This is a genomic window from Actinosynnema sp. NPDC050801 (assembly GCF_040673975.1).
Lineage (GTDB): Bacteria > Actinomycetota > Actinomycetes > Mycobacteriales > Pseudonocardiaceae > Actinosynnema.
On record NZ_JBFAQZ010000001.1, the window covers coordinates 631,939 to 654,413 of the forward strand.

At 69.5% G+C, this 22,475-nt stretch carries 27 protein-coding genes; 3 read left to right on the top strand and 24 right to left on the bottom strand.

Features of this window, described 5'->3' with window-relative positions; genetic code table 11:
* Window positions 1-3: 3 nt before the first annotated feature.
* The 18 genes from AB0K14_RS03155 to AB0K14_RS03240 form a co-directional block, all read right to left on the bottom strand.
* Window positions 4-276: a hypothetical protein gene (locus AB0K14_RS03155; protein ID WP_360454143.1), complete on the bottom strand. Its 273-nt coding sequence runs from the start codon at window positions 274-276 to the stop codon at window positions 4-6.
* Window positions 277-334: 58 nt separating this feature from the next.
* Window positions 335-478, bottom strand: a complete 144-nt coding sequence (locus AB0K14_RS03160) for a hypothetical protein (protein ID WP_360454140.1) — start codon at window positions 476-478, stop codon at window positions 335-337.
* Window positions 475-1,170: a peptidoglycan-binding domain-containing protein gene (locus tag AB0K14_RS03165; RefSeq protein WP_360454137.1), complete on the bottom strand. Its 696-nt coding sequence runs from the start codon at window positions 1,168-1,170 to the stop codon at window positions 475-477. The genes AB0K14_RS03160 and AB0K14_RS03165 overlap by 4 nt, the downstream gene beginning before the upstream one ends.
* A gap of 3 nt (window positions 1,171-1,173) precedes the next feature.
* Window positions 1,174-1,317 (bottom strand): hypothetical protein, encoded by a 144-nt coding sequence (locus tag AB0K14_RS03170; RefSeq protein WP_360454135.1) that lies wholly within the window; start codon window positions 1,315-1,317, stop codon window positions 1,174-1,176.
* Window positions 1,318-1,399: 82 nt separating this feature from the next.
* Complete coding sequence (locus tag AB0K14_RS03175; RefSeq protein ID WP_360454132.1) at window positions 1,400-1,927, bottom strand: hypothetical protein; 528 nt, start codon at window positions 1,925-1,927, stop codon at window positions 1,400-1,402.
* Window position 1,928: 1 nt separating this feature from the next.
* Window positions 1,929-5,204, bottom strand: a complete 3,276-nt coding sequence (locus tag AB0K14_RS03180) for a hypothetical protein (protein WP_360454130.1) — start codon at window positions 5,202-5,204, stop codon at window positions 1,929-1,931.
* Complete coding sequence (locus AB0K14_RS03185; protein WP_360454127.1) at window positions 5,201-6,070, bottom strand: hypothetical protein; 870 nt, start codon at window positions 6,068-6,070, stop codon at window positions 5,201-5,203. Before AB0K14_RS03185 ends, AB0K14_RS03180 begins: the two co-directional genes overlap by 4 nt.
* Window positions 6,070-8,031 carry a hypothetical protein gene (locus AB0K14_RS03190; protein WP_360454124.1) on the bottom strand — a complete coding sequence of 654 codons (1,962 nt, stop codon included), beginning with the start codon at window positions 8,029-8,031 and terminating at the stop codon, window positions 6,070-6,072. Before AB0K14_RS03190 ends, AB0K14_RS03185 begins: the two co-directional genes overlap by 1 nt.
* A 526-nt stretch (window positions 8,032-8,557) precedes the next feature.
* Window positions 8,558-9,052, bottom strand: a complete 495-nt coding sequence (locus AB0K14_RS03195; RefSeq protein ID WP_360454121.1) for a hypothetical protein — start codon at window positions 9,050-9,052, stop codon at window positions 8,558-8,560.
* Window positions 9,049-9,570 carry a hypothetical protein gene (locus tag AB0K14_RS03200; protein WP_360454117.1) on the bottom strand — a complete coding sequence of 174 codons (522 nt, stop codon included), beginning with the start codon at window positions 9,568-9,570 and terminating at the stop codon, window positions 9,049-9,051. The genes AB0K14_RS03195 and AB0K14_RS03200 overlap by 4 nt, the downstream gene beginning before the upstream one ends.
* Window positions 9,571-9,580: 10 nt before the next feature.
* A complete protein-coding gene (locus AB0K14_RS03205) occupies window positions 9,581-10,162 on the bottom strand; it encodes a hypothetical protein (RefSeq protein WP_360454114.1) in 582 nt (193 codons plus the stop codon).
* A gap of 18 nt (window positions 10,163-10,180) precedes the next feature.
* The gene (locus AB0K14_RS03210) at window positions 10,181-10,615 is read right to left on the bottom strand and encodes a minor capsid protein (RefSeq protein WP_360454111.1); all 435 of its coding nucleotides are present in this window, start codon (window positions 10,613-10,615) and stop codon (window positions 10,181-10,183) included.
* Window positions 10,612-10,980, bottom strand: coding sequence for a hypothetical protein (locus tag AB0K14_RS03215; RefSeq protein ID WP_360454108.1), 369 nt, complete (start codon window positions 10,978-10,980; stop codon window positions 10,612-10,614). The genes AB0K14_RS03210 and AB0K14_RS03215 overlap by 4 nt, the downstream gene beginning before the upstream one ends.
* 14 nt (window positions 10,981-10,994) lie before the next feature.
* Window positions 10,995-11,318, bottom strand: a complete 324-nt coding sequence (locus AB0K14_RS03220) for a hypothetical protein (protein ID WP_360454105.1) — start codon at window positions 11,316-11,318, stop codon at window positions 10,995-10,997.
* 106 nt (window positions 11,319-11,424) lie between these two features.
* A complete protein-coding gene (locus AB0K14_RS03225; RefSeq protein ID WP_360454102.1) occupies window positions 11,425-11,823 on the bottom strand; it encodes a hypothetical protein in 399 nt (132 codons plus the stop codon).
* 5 nt (window positions 11,824-11,828) lie between these two features.
* Window positions 11,829-12,098, bottom strand: a complete 270-nt coding sequence (locus AB0K14_RS03230) for a hypothetical protein (protein WP_360454099.1) — start codon at window positions 12,096-12,098, stop codon at window positions 11,829-11,831.
* Complete coding sequence (locus tag AB0K14_RS03235; RefSeq protein ID WP_360454096.1) at window positions 12,095-12,973, bottom strand: P22 phage major capsid protein family protein; 879 nt, start codon at window positions 12,971-12,973, stop codon at window positions 12,095-12,097. The genes AB0K14_RS03230 and AB0K14_RS03235 overlap by 4 nt, the downstream gene beginning before the upstream one ends.
* Before the next feature lie 2 nt (window positions 12,974-12,975).
* Entirely contained in the window at window positions 12,976-13,587 is a 612-nt protein-coding gene (locus AB0K14_RS03240; protein WP_360454093.1) for a hypothetical protein, read from the bottom strand.
* 142 nt (window positions 13,588-13,729) lie between these two features.
* On the opposite strand from AB0K14_RS03240, the gene AB0K14_RS03245 reads away from it, so the two are divergent.
* The 3 genes from AB0K14_RS03245 to AB0K14_RS03255 are packed head-to-tail and all read left to right on the top strand — an operon-like array spanning window position 13,730 to window position 14,841.
* A complete protein-coding gene (locus AB0K14_RS03245) occupies window positions 13,730-13,978 on the top strand; it encodes a hypothetical protein (RefSeq protein WP_360454090.1) in 249 nt (82 codons plus the stop codon).
* Complete coding sequence (locus AB0K14_RS03250; protein WP_360454087.1) at window positions 13,975-14,262, top strand: hypothetical protein; 288 nt, start codon at window positions 13,975-13,977, stop codon at window positions 14,260-14,262. Before AB0K14_RS03245 ends, AB0K14_RS03250 begins: the two co-directional genes overlap by 4 nt.
* A 9-nt stretch (window positions 14,263-14,271) precedes the next feature.
* Window positions 14,272-14,841, top strand: coding sequence for a hypothetical protein (locus AB0K14_RS03255; RefSeq protein ID WP_360454084.1), 570 nt, complete (start codon window positions 14,272-14,274; stop codon window positions 14,839-14,841).
* On the opposite strand, the gene AB0K14_RS03260 is transcribed toward AB0K14_RS03255, so the two are convergent.
* The 6 genes from AB0K14_RS03260 to AB0K14_RS03285 form a co-directional block, all read right to left on the bottom strand.
* Window positions 14,826-15,098: a hypothetical protein gene (locus AB0K14_RS03260; RefSeq protein WP_360454080.1), complete on the bottom strand. Its 273-nt coding sequence runs from the start codon at window positions 15,096-15,098 to the stop codon at window positions 14,826-14,828. The genes AB0K14_RS03255 and AB0K14_RS03260 overlap by 16 nt on opposite strands.
* Complete coding sequence (locus AB0K14_RS03265; RefSeq protein WP_360454077.1) at window positions 15,095-16,987, bottom strand: phage minor capsid protein; 1,893 nt, start codon at window positions 16,985-16,987, stop codon at window positions 15,095-15,097. Before AB0K14_RS03265 ends, AB0K14_RS03260 begins: the two co-directional genes overlap by 4 nt.
* Window positions 16,988-17,625: 638 nt before the next feature.
* Window positions 17,626-19,161 (bottom strand): phage portal protein, encoded by a 1,536-nt coding sequence (locus AB0K14_RS03270; RefSeq protein ID WP_360454073.1) that lies wholly within the window; start codon window positions 19,159-19,161, stop codon window positions 17,626-17,628.
* A gap of 18 nt (window positions 19,162-19,179) precedes the next feature.
* On the bottom strand, window positions 19,180-20,436 hold the full coding sequence (locus AB0K14_RS03275) for a PBSX family phage terminase large subunit (protein WP_360454070.1): 1,257 nt from the start codon (window positions 20,434-20,436) through the stop codon (window positions 19,180-19,182).
* Window positions 20,429-20,923, bottom strand: coding sequence for a hypothetical protein (locus tag AB0K14_RS03280; RefSeq protein WP_360454068.1), 495 nt, complete (start codon window positions 20,921-20,923; stop codon window positions 20,429-20,431). Before AB0K14_RS03280 ends, AB0K14_RS03275 begins: the two co-directional genes overlap by 8 nt.
* Window positions 20,924-21,036: 113 nt before the next feature.
* A complete protein-coding gene (locus AB0K14_RS03285) occupies window positions 21,037-21,897 on the bottom strand; it encodes a hypothetical protein (protein ID WP_360454065.1) in 861 nt (286 codons plus the stop codon).
* Window positions 21,898-22,475 lie beyond the last annotated feature (578 nt).

The following is a 22,475-nucleotide window of genomic DNA, read 5'->3' on the forward strand; positions in this document are numbered from 1 at the left end:
GGTTCAGCCGTCCAACGGCAGTCGGGTGTCGGAGTAGGTCGGTGACTTCGCCGAGCCGAGCAGCACGCGCGTCAGCCAAGCGGGCAGGTGCGTCTCGGCGGAACGTGCCAGCGGGTAGACCACGCCGACCACGATCGGCACAACGAGCAGCTCGGCCGCGCCGTCGAGCGCGTCGGTGAGGTAGGCGGGTGCGCCGAGGCTGATCAGCCAGGCGACGAGAGCCGACCACGCGACCGGAACCACGGTGCGCAGCCAGGCGACGAGACGATCGGACACAGGTTCCTCCACAGTTGGGGACAAGCTTGGGGATAACTCGAACACTCGTTCGATTGGGTTAATCGCGGTTGGCGAGTTCGCGGTCGGCGGCGCGCAGCTCGGCCTCGATGCGGCCGAGCTGGACCCACGCGCGGGCGGCGAGCGCGGCGAGCGCGACGAGCGCCAGGGCGAGCCCGGCGGTGAGGGTGCGCACGGTGGTCACCCGCCGAGCAGTCGGCGCCACGTGTTCGGGCCGACCACGCCGTCGACGGTCAGGCCGGCGCGGCGCTGCATGTACTTGACGCGGTCCTCGGTGGCCGGGCCGAAATCGCCGTCGACGGCGAGCCGGGCCAATCCGGGGTACCAGGCGTTGAGGATGCGCTGAACCTCGCGCACGGCGTCGCCGGTGGAACCGCGGCGGATGGTCGGGCGCCCGCCGGGATTCGGCGTCGGCGTCGGGGCGGGCTGCCCGCCGCCGTTGCCGCCGAGCACCTGCTGCAGCCGCTCGGCGGTGAGCGTCCGGGCCGAGTTCCACGAGAGTTCTACGTGCAGGTGGTCGGTGTGCGGGTGGCTGCCGTTGTACGGGCGCCACCCAGCGTGGGGGTAGCTGCCCGACCAGATGCGGCGGTCGTAGATCACGCACTGCACGCCCAACTCGGCGGAGAGCGCGACGAGCCGGTCGGCGAGCACCTGCGCCCAGCCGGCGCCGACGGGCACGCCGAGGTCGGTCGCGCGTCCCTCGCCGTGCAGGCTGGTCGAAGTGCTGCCGGGGATCACGGCGCAGTTGTAGATCCCGAGGTTCCGGCCGCCCTGCGCGCTGTAGGCGCCGAGGAACCAGGACATGAGCGCGCGGGCGCCGGGCGTCGCCGAGCCGGTGCAGGAACGCGCGGGCTCGTATCCGGTGTAGATGCTCACGGGTCAGCCTTCCGGGTTGCTCGGCGTCGCGTCTGGGAACTGCTCGACGTAGTCGGGGTGTGTGGGATCGGTGATCTCCGGTCGCGTCGTGTCGGTCGCGGACGGGTCGACGACGTCGCCGGTGTCAGGGTTTTCGGGCGTGCTCATGCGGTCCTCTCATTCGTTGAAAACTGCGGGCGCGTCGCGTGTCGGGGGCGCGGAACCCGGCGAGCGGCCGGCGCGTGGTCGGTCAGGTGGTCATGGATTCGGCGAGCTGCTGCCGATAGCGCTGCCGGTCGGCGGTGATGTCGTCGACGTCGGCGAGCACCAGGGCGCGCAGCGCGGCGAGCCCGTCGTCGTCGGCGACGCGAACACCGGTCTTGATCGCGGTGACCTCGGCGTCGCGTAGGCGTCTCGCCTCGGCCTTGAGCCGCTGGGCTTGGTCGTCGACCTGGTCGACGTCGTCGGCGAGGCTGTGCGTGTCCTCGGCGGTGAGCCGTGTCCGCCCGTACTCGGCGATGGCTTGCACCTGCTGTGCCTCGGCGACCAGGCGCAGCGACGCCTCGGGTTCGGGAGCTCGGGCGCCGCGGTAGCCGTGCAGGCGCCAGTCGAGCACGTGCAGCGGGTCGTCAACGCCGTACATCTCCATGTCGGCTGCGACCGCCGAGCGCGGCAGGATGTAAAGCTCGATGCCCTGCGGTGAGCGCTGCACGATCCGGTAGCAGGGGCCGAGGCCCTGCTCGTCGGTGGTCTCGGCGCCGATGATCCTGATTTCCACGTCACGCGCTCCTGATGATCAGCCAGTGAATGTCGATCTCTGCGCCGCGTGACCAGTTGAATTGGAATCCCCGGTTGTCCCAGCGGGTGACGGCCCACGTGACGCCGTCTTGTGGTGCGCCGGTCACGAGGGTGCAGTGCGGCACAGGGGCGCCGAGGGTCACCGTCGCGCCGTGGTCGATTCGCACGGAGTAGGCGCCGGGGTTGATGTGGGTGATGCCGAACCCGAGCATCCGGGTGTTCGACATGCCTCGCGGCAGGATGCCGTCGATGAACAACTTGCCGTCACCGGGCGCGTTGAGTGATACCGAGGTGTTGACGTCGCCGAACGCTTTGCCGATCTTCCACGCGCCGCCGGGGTAGAGCAGGATCTCGGCGCGGCCGGAGCTGTTGAGCACCCGCTCGGCGCTGGAGAGCCACAGCGCGCCGACCTGTCCGCCGTCGTCGTCGGTGAAGATCGACGGTGGGTTTGGGTAGGTGGTGCTGCCGGTGTGGAACAGGATTCCGGGGCGTCCGACGGCGATGTTCGGGTCGATCACCACCCGGCGCCCGCTGGTGCCGGTCTGGAACGTGCCGGTGATCGTGGCCGTGCCGGTGCTCGACGAGACGTCGACCGTGCGTGTTCCGGCGCTGTTCCACGCGCGCAGCCCGGATGAGTCGAATTGCACGCGCGGGTCGGTCGCCGACGTGCGGATCGTGGCGCCGGTGATGGTCTTGCCGTCGATCGCGGTCGCCGAGAGTTTGTCGGCGGTGATGGCGTTCGCCCGGATCGCCGAGGCGGTGACCGAGCCGACCGCGAGCTGATCGGCCGTGATCGAGTTCGCGACGATCTTGTCGCCGTAGATCGGGCGTCCGACCAGGTCGGGCGGCACGAGCGGGCGGGTGCTGATCGTGGCCGAGGTCGATTCGGCCGAGGTGTTGCCGCTGCGGTCGGCTGCGGTGAAGTGGAACCGCCTGCCCTGGTTGTACGGCTGATCGGTGACCACGAGGGTTCCGGCGCCTTCCAACTGTCCGACCCGGCTCGCCGCGCCCGCTGCGGGTGGGTCGACGGTGAGCTGCCCGACCGTGGCGGACGGCCATTCGAGGTAGACCCCGGCGGCGGTGCCGACGAGTTCGGCGTGCTCGGATTCGGTGAGCGTGTCGGTGTGCACGACCGCGTCGTCGACGAGCACCTGCACCCTGCGGCCGAGGACGGACAGGCCGAGGGTGAGCCCGTCGACGGTCCGCCCGGCGGGCAGCGGGATCGGCGTGTTGCGCTTGCTGGTCGCGGCGTCGACGTAGAGCCCGAGGTCGCCGGTACTGCGGCGGGCGAGCACGTACACGGCGCGCTCGCTGTAGGGCCACGTCGACGACAGTCCGGGGAGGTATCGGGCGTAGACACCGGCGCGGTACTGCGTTCCGGGTGACAGGTTGCGCGCGGTGACGGTGTAGTCGCTGGCGCCGGTGTCGCGGGTGGCGAGCAGGTCGGAACCGCCGGTGATGGTCAACCGCCCACCGGTCACGGTGTAGGCAGGGGCGCCGCTCGACCCACTGACGGCCGACTGCAACACCGACCACACGTTCGGGTCGAGCCGGGCGGCGTCGGGCCAGGTCTCCGACCACAGCGTCGCCCCGGTGGCCTGCATCCACACGTCGACGTGCGAGAAGTCGCTCGGCATGGTCTCGCCCGCCGAGCCGCGCCCGTCCCACGTGACGTGGATCGTGCCGAGCCGGGTCGACAGGTTCGGCGTCGACGGGGTCGGGGGCGCGTCGGCGTCGGCGGCGATCGTGACCGCGTAGGGCGCCGACCACGAGCCGAGTACCCCGGCGCGGGAGATCGCGCGGACCTTGAACGCCCATTCGGTACCGACATCGTAGGGCGAGTTGCTCGCGGAGTTGTCCGGGTGGGTGGTCTCGGTGAGCTTCGACCACGGCAGCCCCACGACGTTGGGTCGCTGGTACAGCTCGTAGCGACTGACCTCGATGGCGGTGCCGTCGGTGGCCTTGTCGACCGTGCCCCACGTGGCGGTGACCTGCCCGCGTGCGGCGCCGTCGGAGTCCAGATAGGCCGCGGTGGCGACGATCAACCCCTGCGGCGCGGCGGGCGAGCGCGGGTCGGGTCCGTCTGGTGCCGGGCGGGCACCCGAACCACCGTCGGCGGTAGACCCTCCGACGATGCCGGCGGTTCGCTTGGCGAGCCTGATCTCACGTTCGAGGAACCGGTCGTTCAAGACCAGGTTGCCGCCGAGCGTGCCCGCCTGGTCGCGGGTGAGGGTGATCTGCCGGACGCGCAGCGGCACCAGGCCCCCGCCGTCGCCGGGGGCGCGCACGTAGTCGCCGGGCCGGTAGTGCAGGAAGGGCAACCACTTCGCAGCGGTGAACGCGAGCGCGCGGGTGACCTGCACCCGCTCACGGCCGGTGCGGTCGAGTTCGGCCTCGGCCAACAGCCGCATGGTTCCCTCGTCACGCACCCCGCCTTGGGTGATGAACGATTCCCAGCGTCCCCACGGCGCCGGTGCGTCGGGGTTGACCAGTTCCAGCCGCGCCGGTCCTTCGCCCTTGACGTAGACCGCCGAGGCGACGTCTTCCAACGTGGCGGTGTCCGGCGCGTCGACCACGTCGCGGCCGAGGCGCAGGTCGACCGGACTGTCGCCTGTGGCGAGATCGCGGGCGAGCGCGCCGTCGGCATTGAACACCCGCAGCGTGCGCCCGCGCATGGTCCAGTCGACGACGCCCTGCTCGGCAAGGTTGTCGAGCACGGCGAGCACGTCGATACCGGGCTCGTAGAAGATCGTGAGCACCTTCGCCCACGGCTGCCCCGCGCTATCGACGCTCGGCCCGAAGTCGATCGACAACCCCGGCAGGGCGCCGCGCCCGCGTGCCTCGACGAGCAGGGTCGCCAGGATCGTTCCGGCGGTCGCCGATAGGAACGGGCGCTTGCCCTCGGCGTTGTCGTGCGCCGAGGGCCACAACCGGGCCTTGCGCAGCAACCACGAGTAGGAGGGCAGCTCGAACGCGCGGGCGCCGGTGGGGTCGGTGAGGTTGCCCGAGCGCTTGATGCGCAGGAACCGCCCGCCGTCGACCTCGGCCCACTGCCCGCTGTCGGGGTCGTAGGTCTCGACGGCGACCTCGACCGGTGCGGCGAGCAGCTCGGCGCCGAGAGCGCCCAAGGCGTAGGACAGCCGCAGTGACGCGACATCGTCGAGCGGCACGCCGACCTCGACCGACAGCGGTGTCGGCAGGATGCCGAGCCGGTCGCCGTTCGGGGCGTGGGCGACGAGCCGCACGTCGAAACTCACAGGTACGCCCTCCTTGCCCGCAGCTCGACGAGCGTCGCGTCGGTGGTGTCGGTGCCCTCGACGAGCACCTGCACCCCACGGTCGTGGGCCGATGTCACCGCCCGAGGGGTGAGCGCCAGGAACCGGAACCCGGAGCCGAGTCCGCCGGTGGTGATGCGGCCGGTTGCGTTGGCGCTGGTGCCGTCCCACGCGATCGACGCGGCCTCGTGCGCGTCCATCCGGCCGCAGTGGATGCGCAGCGCCCGCCCGGCGGGCAACGTGCCCGGATGGGACACCCACCCGCCGGTGACGGTGTCGGTGATCCGCAGCCCGGTCACGGGTCCGGTGATGCGCAGCACGGCGTCGAGCACAGGCGCACTGGACCCGTCGAGGATGTTCACGCGCACGGGTGCGCCGAGGGTGGTCGTCGACCAGGTCGACGGCGCCGGATCGCGCCAGTAGGCGCCGGGGATGCGCAGCACCACGGCCAGGCGGGCGCGGGCGGCGCCGATCCACACCTGCGGTTCGGAAGCCGCGGTGACAGTGGCCTCGGCGGCAACCTCGGCCGCGCCCGGCGCCGGGGAGTACCGGACGTCGAGCAACCGGTGCCGCACCCCGAACAACCCGTAGAGCGCGGCGAGGTTGGCGTCGAGCCCGGCGGCGCCCTGGTCGACCCCGTCGGGGCTCACGCCGGTGATCCCGAGCGTGAGCCCGACGGTGGTCGCCTCGACGTCTGCGCCGACGAGCGGCAGCTCGCCCGGCCGACCGGGCACGGCCACCGACGCGGCACGCGCGCCCGGCAGCGGCCGGACCTGAGTCGCGGCGAGCAGCTTCCAGCACCCGGCGGGGTGGTCGAGCGGCACGCCGTCGACGGCGTAGGTCGCCACTAGATCACCCCCAGAGCCCCGGCGTACTGCAACGACCGGTTGACCGTCGTCGAGGTCGGCTCGGCCTGCGGGTAGTGGTTGGTCACGTGCACGACCGGCCCGCCGGCGCGGGTCGGGCCGAACGGCGCGAGGCTCGCCGCCCCGTCGCCTCCGGACGGTGCGAGCAGTCGCGGCGCGGGAATGACCACCTTCGGGATGGGTGGCAGCGCGGCCATGTCGAGGAACGCCCGGTCGACGGCGCCGGACATGCGACCGAGCCCGACGACGAGCCCCTCGCCGACGTAGCGGCCCGCTTCGGCGGCGAGCCTCGACGGCGAGCGGATGCCCAGGAACGACAGCACGGAGTCCCACGCGCTCTTGACCAGGCCGAGCAGCTTGTCACGGATGGCGCCGGCCATCGACGAAAAGCCGTTGATCAAGCCTCGGACGATGTTCGCGCCGGTGTCGTAGAGCAGCCGACCGAGGTCGCCGAGCGCATCGAGGATGCGCCCCGGCACACCTCGCACCCAGTCGACGGCCTCGGACCAGCGGGCCACCACGGCATCCTTGACCTGCACAAACCAGGCTCCAACGCGCCCCGGAAGCTGCGAGAGCCACCCGACGGCGTCGAGCACCCACTGCACGGCCGTTCGCACTCCGGCGACGATCGAATCCCAATGCTTGATGATCAAGCCGGGCAGCGACCAGTTGAGGAACAGGTCGACGAGGAACTCGGCCGCTGTCCGGACCGCGTCGACGATCCAGCCCCACGCCGCGCGCCCGGCCTCGACGAGCCACTGCCAGGCAGCGCCGACCGTCGCAACGATGGTGTCCCAGTTGGTGACGATCAGCGTGACCAGCGCAATCGTGGCCGCGATGATCAACACCCACGGGTTCAAGGCACTGATCACGTTCAGCACGCGCACGGCCGTCGACACCACGCCGAACGCCTGCGCAGCGGCGTAGAGCCCGATACCCAGCGGCCCTAGCCAACCGATGTTGCGCGCCAGGAAATCGGCTAGCCCCAAAAGAAGCGGCCCGGCGAGGGTCAGCGCAGTGACCAAAGTGGACCCGACTTGTGTTGCCAGTTGGGCAAAAGCGGGCGCCAGGGTGACGACCAGGGGCGCGAGTTGGCGCAGCGCGACCAGCAGGACCGAGGTCACGACCGACGACACGGTGCCGAGCAGCTCGCCGAGCGCGGCTAGGGCCTGCTGCCCCTCGAACGAATCGAGGAACTCGCGCACACCTCCGGTGACCCGCAGCAGCGTGTCGAGCAGCGAGGCGCCGCCGGTGTCGAGCGCACCGAACACGCTGCGCGCGATGGCGAACAGGTTGCCGAGCACCTTGCCCAGGTCGCCCAGCGTCGACAGCCCCGACGAGATCCACTCGCGTAGTTGCCCGCTCTCGCGTGCCGCGCGTACGAATTCGGCCGCGCGTTGTGCGGCGTCGCCGAACCCACCGGACAGGTTCGGCAGGAACTCCGAGCCGACGGCGACCAGGTCGAGCAGGATCGACACCAGCGCCGGAACCGCCGAGGTGGTCGCGCCGATCGACGCCCGGACCTGCTCGAAAATGCCGCTGACGGTCTGCACCTGCTGCGACTGCGACAGGAACCCGGCGGTACCGCGTGCGGCGCCGTTGAACTCCGTCGTGATGCCGGACAGCCCGGTTTTCAGCACGGGCAGGTACGCGCCGCCCAGCTCGCGCACCTCGTCGGCGACCCCGGCGAACAGCGCGTCTTGCGTGGCCTGCTGGACGTCCTTCCACGCGGGCGCCAGGTCGCGCACGGCGAGCGCGGTCTCGCGTGCCGCAGGGGAGAGCTTTTCGAGGCTCTCGGCGAACTTCGCCGGGTCGTCGATCGCGGCGAGCGCGTCGCCGAACCCGGCCATGCCGACCTTGGCGGCGACCATGCCGACCGCCACGGCGGCGCCGATCGCGGGCAGCAGCGCCAGGGCGCCGCCCATCGCGGCGACGATCGGCACGACGCCTTGCACGGTCGACGCGGCGGTCGTGACGTTGGTCAGCGACAGCGCCAGGCGCAGGAACGACGCGCCCGCCCGGTCGCCCGCCGAGGTCACCCGGTCGGCGAACCCGCCGAGGTCGCCGAGCCCGGCGGCGAACCCCTTGCCCGATGCCGCGCCAGCGGCGACGAACCGCCCATTGAGGTCACGCAACCGGCCGTTGGCGTCACGGCTGAACTCGTCGAGGTCGCGGCGGCCTCGGGTAAGCCCGCGGCGCCATCCCTCGCTGTCGAGCCGCAAGAACCCGACCAGTTCACCGATGGTGAGTGCCACGGGGGATCACCCCCGGCGCGCTGGTCAGGCGCCGATCAGTGGCGCGGCCGGTGTTGTTCGGGAGGGGCGAGCGCGCGGGCGAGTCGGGACTCGCAGGACAGCAACCCGACGATGCGGGTGCGCAGCCAGCGCCACGAGCGGGCGCGCAGGATGCCCGACTCGACGTCGACGCCGTAGACCTCGTGCAGGTCGGCCTCGACGAGTTGCCAGCGTTCTAGGACTTGCGCCCAGGTGTGGCCTTCGCCGTCTTCGGCGCTGTCTTGCGGGTGCGGGTCGTACCACTCGCGGATGCCGGTTGCCGGGTCGATCGGGCCGCCCGACGGCTCGCCCGATTCCCGGCCAACGCTTCCGGGGAGCCTGCCGCGTTCCAATACGCCTCGGCGGCCTCCCGCGACACCGCGGCGTCGAGCCACGCGGTAACCCCGGCGATCTTCAGCGCCGGCCAGGGCACCCGGTCGGCGATCATCTCGTCGTACGCGCTGCCGAGCGCGTCGCGGTAGAGGTCGACCTCGGCAGCGTCGTCGAGCACGATGCCGTCGAGCGACCCGCCGTTCTCAGTGGCGTCGGCTACCTGTGCGGCGACCTCGGCGAGCCGTTGCAGCTTGAGCCCGGTCTCGGCGTCGACTGGTGGAACGGTGTACGTCTTGCCGTTGATCGGCAGCGCGAGCCCGGCGTCGAGCAGCCCGCCCAAATCACGGAACGCCATCATGCACCCGCCTTCATGGTTTCAGCCGCAGCGGAGCCAGCGCCGCCGGCGTCGTTTACGGGGTTGGCGATCTCGACCGGGGCGCCCTGCCCGTTCAACGTGAAGTTGAACGGCTCCAACGCGGTCACGGCGCCGCCCTTGGTGAACCCGGACACGGTCGCCACACCTTCGTAGGCGTCCGGGGAACCGTCACGCCGGTACCAGCGCACGCGGATGTTGGCTGCGAATCCGACCACGCGTCCGGCCTTGCGGATGGCCTCTTGTCCGGGGTCCGGGGTGAACGCCTGCGCGTCGGTGCGCTTGCGCTTGCCCTCGGCCTCGATCGACCACGTGCGCTGAGTGACGACCGTGGAACCCCAGCCGTCGGAGTCGAAATCGCCGTCGTCCTCGGTGTTGTCGTCGGTGGTCTCGGTGAAGGATGTCAACCCGTTGACGCGCGTCCATTGGGGGACGGTGGCGCCCGCAGCGCGGGTATCCACCTCCAATGCCCAGTCTTTTGCGAGAAGTGACCTGAGTGCCACCCTTTACCTCTCATTCGTGCTTGGCCGGTTCGTTAACGGCGGTCGACTGAAGTCGGAGTTCTTTGCGAATCTGGTTCAGGATCTTTTCATGTAGTTCAGTGGTTTGCCGCTCCATGAGACGACGTTTTTCGACCGGCATAACCTCTTTTTTGACGAGGTCGAAGAACCAGGCGACCTGAAGGGCGTGCAACTGCCCCGCAAGATTGACCAGTTCTTCGGAGCCGTATATCTCGACGAGGGTGACGGCGTTGTTCAAGGAGGTATCTGCCTCTAGGAACCCTTCGTGTCCCCAGTCGCCCTGGGCCGTGTGATGCGAGGCGAGAGCTGCACCCTTTTGCCAAGCGCTTGATGCCTGCAAAAGCTCTGCGTATACGTCCGTCTTGCGGTCTAGCCAGTATTTGTCGAAGTCGTGATCTCGCGCCTTTTGATCCTTCTCGACTTCGCGTTGCCAGCGAAGGTCTTCCCGTTCCCTTTCTCGCTTCCACCGGATGTCTTCGCGCCTTGCGTTGATGAGTTGTCCTACGATGACGCCTGCAAGGCCGATAACTCCCACGACGATCGGCACCCAGATAGGCACTTGTCCGCTCTGCATAGCCAGAACTTAATGCATCTAACTCCGGTGGCGTGTCGGACGATGGGTCATGAGTTGGTAGGTGTCTGCATGTTCGTAGCGGCCGGACTGGTCGCGGCTGAGTGGCACCGACGCGGTGCGCTGCGCGAGGTGGACCAGGGCGCCGCCGAGGTTGAGGTGCGTCGCGCCTTGCAGCTCGTCGAACACGGCGTCGAGCAGGTCGAGCGCCGGGCGGGGATCGGGTCCGGCGCTGCGGGCTCGCAGCTGTAGGCCGAGCACGCTGTCGGCCTGGTCGACGTCGTCGGTGAGCGGATACGGGGTCAGCACGAGCACGCTCGGCGGCGCGGTGGGCACGATGCCGACGACGATGCCGACCTCGTCGTCGCGATAGACCCCGGTCGGCCGGTAGACGGCGACCCCGGCGTCGGCGAGCAGCTCGGCGAGCCCGTGCGCGAGCCGGGTTGTCCAGCTCACGAGCCGAGCGCCTTCCTGATCTGTGCCTGTATGAGCCGGGCGACGACGTCGCGTTCGGACGCGAGCGCGGACTCAAGGAACTTCGGCCCGCCGGTCCGGTGGTGCCAGGTCAGTTCTTCGTGTTGCCGTGCCGCGTATGGGGTGTCGTAGGAAACGGCAGCGGTCAGCGAGTCGGCGTCATGGCTTGCGGTGGCGCTGTCGCGCAGTGCTGCGGTGTCCAGTGGCGCCCGGTCGACCGACACCCCGCGCACGTGCTCGGCGCCCAACCCGAGCCCGCGCGCCGCACCCCGACGAGCGGCCTCGTCGATCTGGTCCCCGTTCCACTCGATCCGGACACCACCGTTGCCGCTGACCTCGAACGCCACGTCGCATCCCCTCGCTAGGTGAGCGAGACCTCGATGTGCGACCAGCTCGACGGGTGGTCGAACAGATTGGCCGTGATCACGTGGGCGGTGCGTTCGTGGGGTGTGCCTGCCCAGACGGTGACCAGTGATCCGACGGGGATGTGTTCGCGTGGGCGGGCGCGCACGGTGGTCTCGCTGATGACTTCCTCGCCGGTCGACGAGCGCACGAGTCGGCGCCGGTCCTCGACGAACGTGCGCCGGATGACGACCGGGTCGCCGTACACGTCGTCGTAGGGGCCGGTGCCGAGGTAGGGGCGCACGGTGATCGTGTGCGGCAGCAACACGGCGGGTATCTGCACTCGCCACCCCCTTCGACCGTCCACTCGGCTCACTGGTCGGCTGCGTAATCGGTGGCTAATCGGTGACCTAATCGGCCCTGAACAGCGGAAATAGGTCCGGCGCTTACTAGCGGGGTGCCTGGCGGTCCGGGGCGTGCGGTGCGTGCGCTAACAATCCGGCGGTGGCGAGTACGCGCACGGCGGTCGGTGCGATGTCCGGCGCCGAGCTGGTCTCGGCTCGTTTGAGCCGCAGCGTGCCGAGCGCGGCCTCGGTGAACTGCCCGCCGGCGCCGGTCGGGTCGCCGGTCTCGTGCCACCACTCGACCACCGCGCACGTCGCCCGGCGCAGTGCGTCGCGGGTCTGCTCGTCGAGCGGGTAGCCCTGCGCGTCGACGTCGTAGACGGCGGTGACGAGCAGGGAGTCGACCAGCTCGGACGCGCGGGCGAGCAGTCGGGGCGAGTCGTCGTCGACCAGGTGTTCACCGCCGTAGGCGGCAAGCTCGGCCGTGGTGGCGTAGTTGCGCACGGCGGCTACGCCTCGGCGTCCTCGTCGTCGAACAGCCGCGCCAGGTCGTCACGCGAGAGGCTCTCGGCGTCGGCGCGGGAGTGCCCGCGGCTTACGGCGAACTCGACCCACTCGGATTTGCGGGCCGCTCGTGCCGGTCGCGCCGGGGTGACGGTCTGCGCGGACTCGAACGGTTCCCACACGTCCGGCAGCGCGGCGAGCCGCTCGGCCATCCACGAGCCCGGTTCGGGCTCGTGCACTTCGCCGGTGCGGGTGTTGCGGTAGGCCACCATCACGCGCCCGCCTTGCGCTTGATCAACACGGCGCGCTTGGGGTCGAGGGTCTTCACGCCCATGAGGCAGTCAATCGACACGATGTCCTGCTTCTTGGTCATGTCGTAGCCGTAGATCACCCGCAGGCCCAAGCCCTTGTAGTTCACGATCGCGCCCTGTCCTGCGCCGATGCCTCGGGGCAGCGGCAGCGTCCGGGTTGCCAGGGCGAACGCCTCGCGCCGGAACGCGACCGACACGTCGTCCTTGATGTTCTGCGACATCACGTTGTTGAACCCGCGCTTGCGGCCGATGCTTGCCTCGCGCAGCGCCGTTCCGTCGTCGCCGACCTGGTCGGCCTGGCTGAACAGCGGGTCGGCCTGAAGCAGCTCCGTTAGCGCGGTGCTCTCGACCGCGCGCCGGTCGGCCATCGGCACGTTGGCGTCGTTGAGCACGCGGCCGGCGGCAAGCAGCACGTTGGACACGTTCGCGGCGGCGGGGTCGTACTCGACGGTCTGCGTGATGTCGGCGCGCAGGCCGAGCACGAGCCGGTCGGCATACTGCGCGATGGCCTCCATTGCCGGCTGTAGGAACTGCTCGGCGAAGTCCGAGATGCGCAACGACCAGTCCTCGGAGGTGACCGCGAACGACACGTCGGGGATCTTGTCCAGCGTGAGCGTGGCCGAGGTCTCGCGCGCTTCCTGCAATACGATCCCGGTCTGCCGGTTGAACTCGTTCACCTGGAAAATCGCCGGCTTGCGAATGGTGATCGTGTCGCCGCTGTTGCCGGTGAAGTCGCCTTCGTAGTCCCGGTGCACGAGCGCGGCCATGACGGTCTGTTCGTACAGGGTGGCGATTGCCTCGCGGGCGATCACGTCGACGGTCAAGAGCTGGTTGGGCATGATCAGTTACCCCGCTTTCGGGTGCGTGCGATGTAGTCCTCGACCGACAGCGAGCCGAGGTCGTCGGAACCGGTCGGCGAGCCACCGGTGATCTGTCCGCCGCTGCGCGGAGCGGCCGAGGGCGCGGCGGCGAGCCGAGGGTTTGCCTGCACGGTCGCGGTGATGGCGGCGGCGACCTTGTCGGCGAAGTCGGCGGCCGAGGGGTCGAGGTCGGCGACGCGCGTGCGGAAGCTCGCCGAGTCGAGCAGCGCGTCGGGGTCGGCGCCCGCAGTCGGAGCGGCGCGGTACACGGCCACGTCGACCGCGCGCTCGCGCGCCTCCCGTTGCGCGGCGGTGAGCTGCTCGGTGACCTGCTCGACGGTCGGCGCCTCACCCGCCTTGCCGAGACCGAGCGCAGCGGCGATCTTCTCGACGATGCCCTGCTGCGCACCCTCGAACCGGGTGCGCCACTCGGCGACCTCGGCGCGCAGTGCCTCGACGTCGGGTGAGCTGTCCGCCGAGCCCTGCTCGCCCTGCTCGCCGGGCGGTACGAGGTTCTCCTGTGGGCTCGGCGGCGCCGGTGGGGTGCCGGTCGGGTCGCCCGTTGGCGGCGGCGCGGGTACGGGTGCGGACATGGGCGGACCTCCTAGGACCGGTGATCACGGGAGGCGCTCGGCGGACTCGCGAGCGCACGACAAAAAGTCGTCTCGCTTCTGGACGACTTCCGACGTGGTGCCGTAAAGTTGTCGCCAACGGAGACGACTTAAGGGGTGTCAGGTGGGGGAACTGATCAGCTTGGTTGACCTGCTCGGCGAGCAGCCTGTGCAGCTCTCGATCGACGACCTGCCGATGCAGCTCACGATCGAGGACGCGCTCGACGAGATCGCGGCACCCGCTGCGGGTGATGTACTGGTCGAGGTCGACGTGCCGGTCGTGACCGATGGGGACCACGTGCGGCCAGCGGTGGAGTGGCGCGAGCCGCTCTTTATGGCACCGACCACGGCTCAGGAAGGGCTCGGCGAGTGACGCAGCACTACCTCGACATGGCGGGGTTGGGCCGGGCGCTGCGGCGCCCGGTCTCTCGTCATGCGGTCGTGAAGTGGCGCGAGCGGTACCCGAAGGGCTCCGATCACCCGTTCCCCGAACCCGACGTCGTTATCGGGTCGTATGACGTCGCCTCGGACGGCGAGCCCGTCGTCGACGATGACGACCGGGGCGTGCCCGGTTGGTTGCCTGCGCGTCTGCCCGAGGTCGAGGCGTGGCGCGACAACCTTCCGGGTCGAACGGGGCGCCCGCGCAAGTCGGTCTAGGTTGACCGCGTGGCTACTTCGGATGCCTTGGCGATCGTCGGCGCGATCACTGGCAGTGTGTCGCTCCTTTGGAATGTCTCGTCATACCTTCTGGCGGGCGGTCGCGCGTCGGTTGAAATGGGTATCGGCCTCTACAGCGGCACCGATCTTTTCACCGTGCCAACCCCCAAAGCGGGAATCAACGTCTACGACAACCCGCTCGATGCGTCGGTCGATCATGTACTCGTCATCCAGATTTTCGGCAAGGGGCGCCAGGGGTTGACGGTCGACGGGGTCAAGCTCGTCGACCGGTCGGGTGTTTCCTACCTGCCAACAAGGTTCCTGCGCGGTGGGCCACCCGCGCGCATGGACGTACACGCCTCGCACACGGTTGCTTTGCCGTTGAACGAAGTCAACGTGAACGTGCACCAAGTGCTACGGAAAACCGCGATGACTGAACTACGGTTGCGCGCTGCCGTTCGTTTCGGCAACGGCAAAGTAGTTCGGAGCAAGCCCGTTCGGTTCTACGCTGGTGATGACCCGCACCTCGTCGAACAGCCCGATGAGCCGGTCGGCTCCAACGATCACGCCGACGAGTAGTCAACCTGCGAGGCGAGTTCGAGCCCACGATCACGGGCGTAGGCGGCGAGCCCGTCGGAGTGGGCTCGCTGCCACACCCCGGCGAGGATGCGCGCGGGACGGTCGCGTTGTTCGTCGGCGCGCTGCTCGGCGGGTGTGCGCCGGTCCAGCCACACCGGCACGTGCGCAGGTGCGTAAGGGTTGGGCTGCGACGGGGCGAGCGCGTGCCCGGCGGCGTAGCCCTCGGCGTGCACCGCGCGCACTTGCTCGGCGGTCACTGGAGCCACGTCTCACCCCCTGTGCGGTAGCGCTGTTCGTTGCCGCCACTGAGAAGCGCGGCGCGGAACTCGTCGAAGGTGAGCCTACCGTTTGCGTCCCACCACTCTTTGAGTTCGTCCGACGCCCACCGACGGGCGTAAGCCTCGTTCTGCCTCCACAGGTTCCGGGGGTCGATCCCCTTGCGCTGCCCCTCTGCGGTGACCATGTAGCCGTTCGTCGCCGCCTCGGCGGCGAAATACTGTTCGTCGAGGGCCTTCGCGTAGGCGGCGCGGACCAACTCGTCGAACCCTCGGCCCTTGAACCCATCGGCGCGCAGACGGGCGATTGCGTCGTCGCGGCGTAGCCGCTCCGGATCGACCTCGAACACCTCGGCGTAAGCCTGTTCGTAGTCGTAGCCCTCGGCGACGAGCCGGTCGACCTCGGCCCACTGCTCGGCGTTTGGGTCGTCGCCCTCGACGCCGTCGGTGTCCTGCTCGTCGGTGTCCTGCTGGGCCTCGGCGTGGCGGCGATCCATCTCGGCGAGCACCGCCTCGACCGCGTCGTCGTTGTCGGCGACCTCGGCGAGCCGTTCGTCGAGTTCCTCGTCGGTCAAGGCGGTGAGGTCGACCGCGGCCTCGGCGGCGAGCCGTTCCCGTTCGCGTCGGGCGGCTTGTTCGGCGGGGACGGCGTCGAGGCGGGTCTGCTCGGCGGTGCCTTCGGCGACCTGCTCGGCGAGCGCGGCGCGGCGGCGCCGGGCGGCCGAGAGGGTGCCGTGCCCGAGGTTGAGCTGCTCGCGGTAGCTCTTGCGGTTGAGTCCGGTCGCGTCGACGTGCTCGCGGATCTCGGCTTGTAGTTCCCGGATGCGCTGCCCCGCCCGGCGACGACCGGCGGCGTCGAGCGCGCCGGCTTCCTTGCGCTTCTCCTTGCGCACCTTGCGTTCCAGCTCGCGCAGGTGCTCGCGTTCGTCCTCGGCAGCCTGGTCGTGCTCGACCGGCTCGGCGAGCCGGGTAACGCCGGGGATGAACGGTAGGAAGGTGTGCCGACAGTTCGGGTGCATGAGCCCGGCGGCGCGAGCCTCGTCGACGGTGCCGGCGACGTCGACGAGCATCGGCTCGCCGGTGAGTTCGTTCTCGACGGTGCGCTCTCCCGCGCTGCCGCTGCGGGAGAGGATGCGCCCCTGCCACACCGAGCACAGCTCGCACCCGTCGGCCGTGTTCGACACGGTGACCAGGTCGACGTTCAACTCGTCGAGGCGGGCGAGGTGCCCCTCGTTCCACGCTCGCGCGGTCGCCGTCCTGGTCGCCATCTCGACGTACGACGAGAGGTTCCACGCGCGCCCGGACCGGTCGACGAACCCGGTCACCCCGTCCGACACCAGCCGATCCCACGCGGCACGCTGCGCCGAGCGGGTCGTGCCGATGCCGAGCAGTTGAGCGGGCGCGGCAGCGGCTACCGCGACTTGGTAGGCATCCTGCGCCCACCGCAACACGCGCAGGTACAGCGCGTCGAGCCGACTGGTGAGGTCGGCCGCGAGCAGCGCGGCGGCACCCCAACCGGGGATAACGTCGCGCAGCGCGACGAGCTGCGACTCGTCGAGCGCGCCGAGGTCGGCGAGCTGCGCGAGCGCGGCGCCGCTGCCCGCCTGCCACGCGGCGAGCACGGCCTCGGCCGCGCTGGTGTCGACCTCGGCGCGTAGTTGGGTGAGCATCCGCTCGACGGCGAGCCGCAGCTCGCGCACGGCGGCGGCCTTCTGCGCCGCCCACTCGGGAATTTCGGCGCCGGCGCGGGCGCGGCGGGCGATGTCGGCGAGCAGCCGCGCCTCGGCCTGGGTGAACACGGCGAGGATGTCGCGGGCAAGCTGCTCGACGGCGCCGTTAACGGCAGTGTCAGTAAAAGTTCTCCAACCCACGGAGTTACCTCCGTGTACGGTTAGTTTATGACGCTAAAAGGTCTATATGAAACCCAATAGCGATAGAGAAAAATGCTGCCCAACGTGCTGGGTGTCCAGGTCTGTCTGCTTTGAATAACCATGCCGATACTGCCCAGGGCATGTATGCCACTCTGCGAAGCAGGTATGCGACAAACATGCTTATGATGAGCATCAACCCGGGTAGGATGAAACGTACGTTACGGGGGTTGCTGTAAAGCCAGTCTCGTGTGAAGTCGAATTTATGCACAAGTGCAAGCTGAAGGCCGCCAATGACTGCTAGATACATAGCGTAGATCACAGCTACTGTTGCATTTCCGAAAGGTAGCCAAAAAGAGTACCTTCGAGCTAGAAGCAGTATTGTACGAGGTCGCTTGGCAAATATGCGGGAGAACAGGCGCACTTTTCTCTCGGCGTTTTTTAAACGCTCGCTTCCGATGATGTCCAGTACTGCAATCAAACCTCCTGTAAATTGCATTATCTTTCCGCTTCGGCCCCACCATAGCATTGGGAAGCCCCACATTTGCAATCCGTCAACCTTCTGTCCGGACCACCAAAGCGTCCATGCTTCCCAGTATCCGATCGACTGCACGCGTATACCTCCCTAGAAGGATCGGATACTATGGTTGATCGTTACTGTTGAAGGAACGGCTTCGAAAGTTCGCTGGCTCGGGCACGCTGCGGCCGGTCTCGGCGTGGATGGCGGCGACCTCGGCGTCGACCTGATCGTCGTCCCACTCGGGGTGGACCATGCGCACCCGGACCTCGGTCGAGGCGGCCTCGGCTGCGAGCAGTGCTTGCGCGGTGCGGGCAAGCTCGGCCGGGTCCGGTTGGGCCTGGTCGCCGAAGTTCACGGCCGGTTCGGTGCCGCGTACGCCCGGCGTGCCGAACACGTGCGCGTCGACGTCGAGCAGGGCGCCGGTGATCGAGGCGAGCGCGGCCGACCAATAGCGCGACTTCTTGTCGCGGGTGGTCTCCGAGGACAGCCGGCGGTCGACGACCTCGGTCGCGGTGACCCCGGTCGCCGCGCCGTCGGTCTCGCCGAAGCTCGATGGTGAGTACCCGGCGGCGCGCAAGACGTCGTGCGTGATCTGCTCGACGGTCTCGCGGTGCTCGCGCACTCGGATCGCGAACTGCGAGGCGGTGATAGGCGGCGAGCCGTCCCCACGGCCGGTGAGCATGTTCAGCTCGTGGAAGACCTCTTGATCGTCGTCGAATGTCGCGCCCTGTCCGGGGCCGTTCGGTTGCAGGTAGCCGGTCGGCACGAGTAGTCGGGCCTTGGCGAGCCTGACGTCGCGCATCCACGACGAATAGGTCTCGTCGAGCGCGTCGAGCAGCGGCTCGACCCCGTCGAAGTCCGAGCGACCGAGCGGGCGCAGCGCCGGAATCGGCCGCCACTGCCGCGACGGTCGGATGTTCGGGGCGTAGGCGGCGGTGAGCCGGCGGGTGCCGGTGCCGATCGCGCCGTCGGCGTCGACCAACTCGGCGGCCCACGCGGTCGACGGGTGCTCGGTGAGCGGGATCGCGCGGCCGAGTTCGTCGTCGCTGCCCTCGTGCAGGGTGTGCACGATGCGGCCGGACTCGTGGCGTTCGAGGTGACGCAGCACGGTCGGCCCGTCGGCGGCGACGGTCTGCCAGAACGTCACCGCCGCGAGTTGCTTCCACCGCCATTCCGGCACGGCGGCGTCGGCGTCGACCGGGTCGAGCATCGGGTGCGAGCGCACGTCGGCATCCCAGACCACCCGCAGGTAGACCCCGCCGAGCGCGGCGGCGACCTCGGCGGCCTCCAGTAGCGAGCTGTGCACGTCCGGGGTGTTGATGACCTGATCGAGCCGGACCTGCGCCGAGTCGCTCTCGACGGTGATCCGGGGAGGCTCGGCGAACAGCAGGTCGGCGCTCGCGGTCGCGATGTCCGAGGCGAGCGGCACGTGCAACCGGGTCCGCTGCTGCCCCCGAGGGGAGACCGGGCGCCCCCAGAAGAACCGCGACACCGCGCCGACCAGCCCACCCCGGTACTGACCGGGGCGGGTGTGAACGACCGGGCCGGACCCGTACAGGGCGGCGAGCCGCTCGGGGCTGCCGGTGTACCAGGCATCCCACTCGCGCATCTTGGTCGCGGCCTGGTCGAACGGTTTCGTGGGCCACTGGTCGCCCATGCTCGCCCCCTTCGCAGGTCAGGCGGCAAGAGCCAGCGAGGAACGCCAGAGGTTTTCCGTGGTGGTGATCGCGTAGCGGGCGGCGTCGAGGCTGTGATCGGCGACCTTGACCGGGGCGTCGGTGCCCTTGGCGGTCGCCGAGTCGTTCCACGAGTAGCCGGGCGCCTCGCCGATGAAGCCGCGGCACCGATCGGCCACGAACAGCCGGCGCTCGGCCAGCAGCGACGACACGACACGGATGCCGTACGCGACGTCGTTGTCGGCGGCTTGCGTGGTCACGCCGTCGTTGTGGAGCTGCACCCGGAACGATGCGGCCGAGGGGTCGGCGACGACCCATTGCGGGCGCAGTCCGGTCGGGCTGGGAAGGTGTCCGGTGCCGAGCCAGTCGCGCAGCCCTGCCGAGAGCTGCGAGTCGGTGAGCCTCACCTGCGCGTGCGCGGGGTCGTGGCGCCACTCGTCGACCAGGTACAGCCGGTGGTCGACACCCTCGCCGAGCAGTAGGGCGGCGGTCGCGTTGGTCGTGCCGTAGTCAATCCCGACGGCGAGCAGCCGCGCCATGTCCGGGAGTTGGTCCCAGGGCAGCACGTGCTCGTCGGGCGACCACATGTCGAACACCGCGCCCTCGGCGGCGACCCACTCGCCGAGCACGAACCGTCGGAACCACAACCCGGTGTACTCGCGCCGGATGCTGTCCTTGTAGGACTGTTCAAGCGCCGGGTTGTCGTCGAGTACGAAGGAGAACGAGCGCCAGTCGGGCAGCTCGCCGAGCCGGTCGAGGTAGCGCCGTTTGAGCCAGTGGGCGGGCGAATCGGGGTTTGTCGTCGCGAAGCACTGCGCACCCGGAACGCTCATCCGGCCGAGCAACTGCGTAAAGAAGTCCTCGGCCACGACGGTCAGCTCGTCGACGTAGGCGCCGGCGACGGTCATGCCGCGCAGCACCTTCTCGGCCTTGGCATCTGAGGCGCCGAGCACGTACACGGTGCGGTCGAGAATCCGGGCGGTCGGCGCCCCGGCGGTGTAGTGCACCTGCGCGGCGAGCGGCCCGAACAGGCTCGGGTCTTGCAGCGGCGCGAACACGTTGCGCGCGACACTGTCGCGGGTGCGACCGACGACGACGAGCTGCCCGCCACGCGGCGCCGACGCGACGTAGATCAACCAGCGGAGCAGGCTCGCGATCGTCTTGCCCGACCTGATCGCGCCCGACCAGATCGATACGCGCGTCGACGACTCCCGCAGCGACTCGACCTGTTTCGGCGACAGCGGAAGATCAGCCATCGCCGAAACTGGTCTGAATCCCCAGCGCGACGGCGAGCCCGCCGAGCATCGACTTAGCGCCTTCGCTGCCCTTGTCCGCGTCGACGGCTTCGAGCCGCCCGGCAGCCGACAGGTGCGTCGACAACGCGCTCGCGAGCGCCTTCTCGTCCGGCGCCGGAACGTGGTCCAGCGTCTTGGACTCAATGCCGTTGATCGTCGTCGCGGTGAACACGTACCGGTCGGCTTCCAACCGGGCGAGCAGGTGCTCGGCACGGCCGTACAGCCGGCCGACGATCTCGGTGCGCCGCACCCGGTTGTCGATCTGTCGGGCAGCGGTCGCGGCGGCGGTCTTGCTGCGGTCGAACGACAGCCCCAGATCACGAGCGATGCCAGTCACCGTCGACGACGAGCGGCCGATCGCGCGGGCGATGTCGTTGCGGGTCTTGCCCTCGGCGTGCAGCTCCCGCACGCGGGCGCGGTCGGCGTCGGTGACCAGGTTGCGAGGCACGTCGACCACCTCGCCCTGCGCGATGTGCGACAGCCCCGAGACCAGGGGGGAGGGGTCTCGGGGCTGTCGGATTCGGCGGTGTGGGTACAGCTCACCCGCTGCGATTGAGCAGTTTAGGAAGACGCGGCACCGGCGCGGGTGACATGCGAGCGGGTCGGGGTGGCGAGCGCGACGTCGATCACCTCGCCGACCAGGTACCGGGGGCGACCGCGTTCGTCGGGCGTGCGGCGCGTGAGCTTGCCCGCGCGTGCCCACGTGCGGACGGTGTTCGCGGACAGGTCGCGGCCGAGCAGCCTCGGCAGGGCGCGGGCGACTTCGGCAGCGGTGGCGAGCTGGGCGCGGGCGGCGTCGAGCAGCGCGGCCCGAAGACCTTCGACATCATGCCGCGACTCGCACTCGCGGCAGCCGACCGTCACCCGGTCCGGGCGCGCGTACAGGTCGGCGCCGCAGTCCGGGCAAGGCCCGCAGTACAGCCGCGCCGGGGGAAGGTCGACGGCCCGGCGGGCGCGCTCGACAGCGTCGGTGATCTCGTCGACCAGCTCGCCGCCCGCCGGGTGGTACTCGACCCACGAAGGATGACGGCGTAGCCACGCGGCCATGTCCGGCAGGGTGTCGTCGACGTCGAGCGGGTCGAGTTCCGCGACCACGATCGGCGAACCGTCCGACGCGGTCTCGCCGGTGGGCACCTCGCGTCGCAAGCCGTGCGTCTCCCACAGCTCACGCACCCACGTCGACAACACGTTGCGCAGGTCGTCGCGCACCTCGGCCGCGCCGGCGTTGAACGGCAAGCCGATCTCGGTCGTACCTGAGCCGACCCGCTGACCGCTCCGGGTGAGCCGGGCGACCGTGTCGTCGAGTTCGTTGACCAACTCGTCGACCGTGACCAGGTCGCCAAGCAGGCGGCCGAGGCACAACCCGCAGACCTCACCACTAGAGGTCGGGTTGCCGCACGAGGGAACGCTGCACGTGATCACACACCCGAGCGTCTGACAGCCGCGTCACCGGGCAGGTTCGCCCGCCACTGTGTCGCATGTCATAGTCACTCAGGGTGAGTTGTGCAACTCCCCTACGCACCCCGGTACACCCTCCTACACCCCGGTGCACCCCGTAAGTCCGGCTGCTCGTGCTGATCGGTTTCATTCAGTTAGCGTGTTATATAGCGTTACATTGCGCCACGGCTCGACGTCGGCAACAATGAGGTCATTCAAGCCAGGTGGGCCAAGTGGTCCGTGGTCGGCATTTCCGCTGTCATGCCTTGCGTCCGGGGCCTCTGCGCGGCGCCGAGAAGGGAGGGTTATCGCATGATCCGTCGTCGTATACCGAAGGGGGAGCCCCCTCCGAGGCTGGCCGACCAGCTAGAGGGCCTTGCCTTGGTGGTCGACTGGCTCGGCATTTTGGCTGGTGAGCTGGGTGCAAGCGGCCTGGCGTGGTTCACCAGGCCGCTCGCCGGGCTACTCCGTCTAGCAGCGAAGATGATGCGTTAGGAGGTTGCCCAAGGCGGCGGCCGGGTCGGGTGTTGCAGCACCTGTGACTCGGTCGCCGTCTGCGTTGA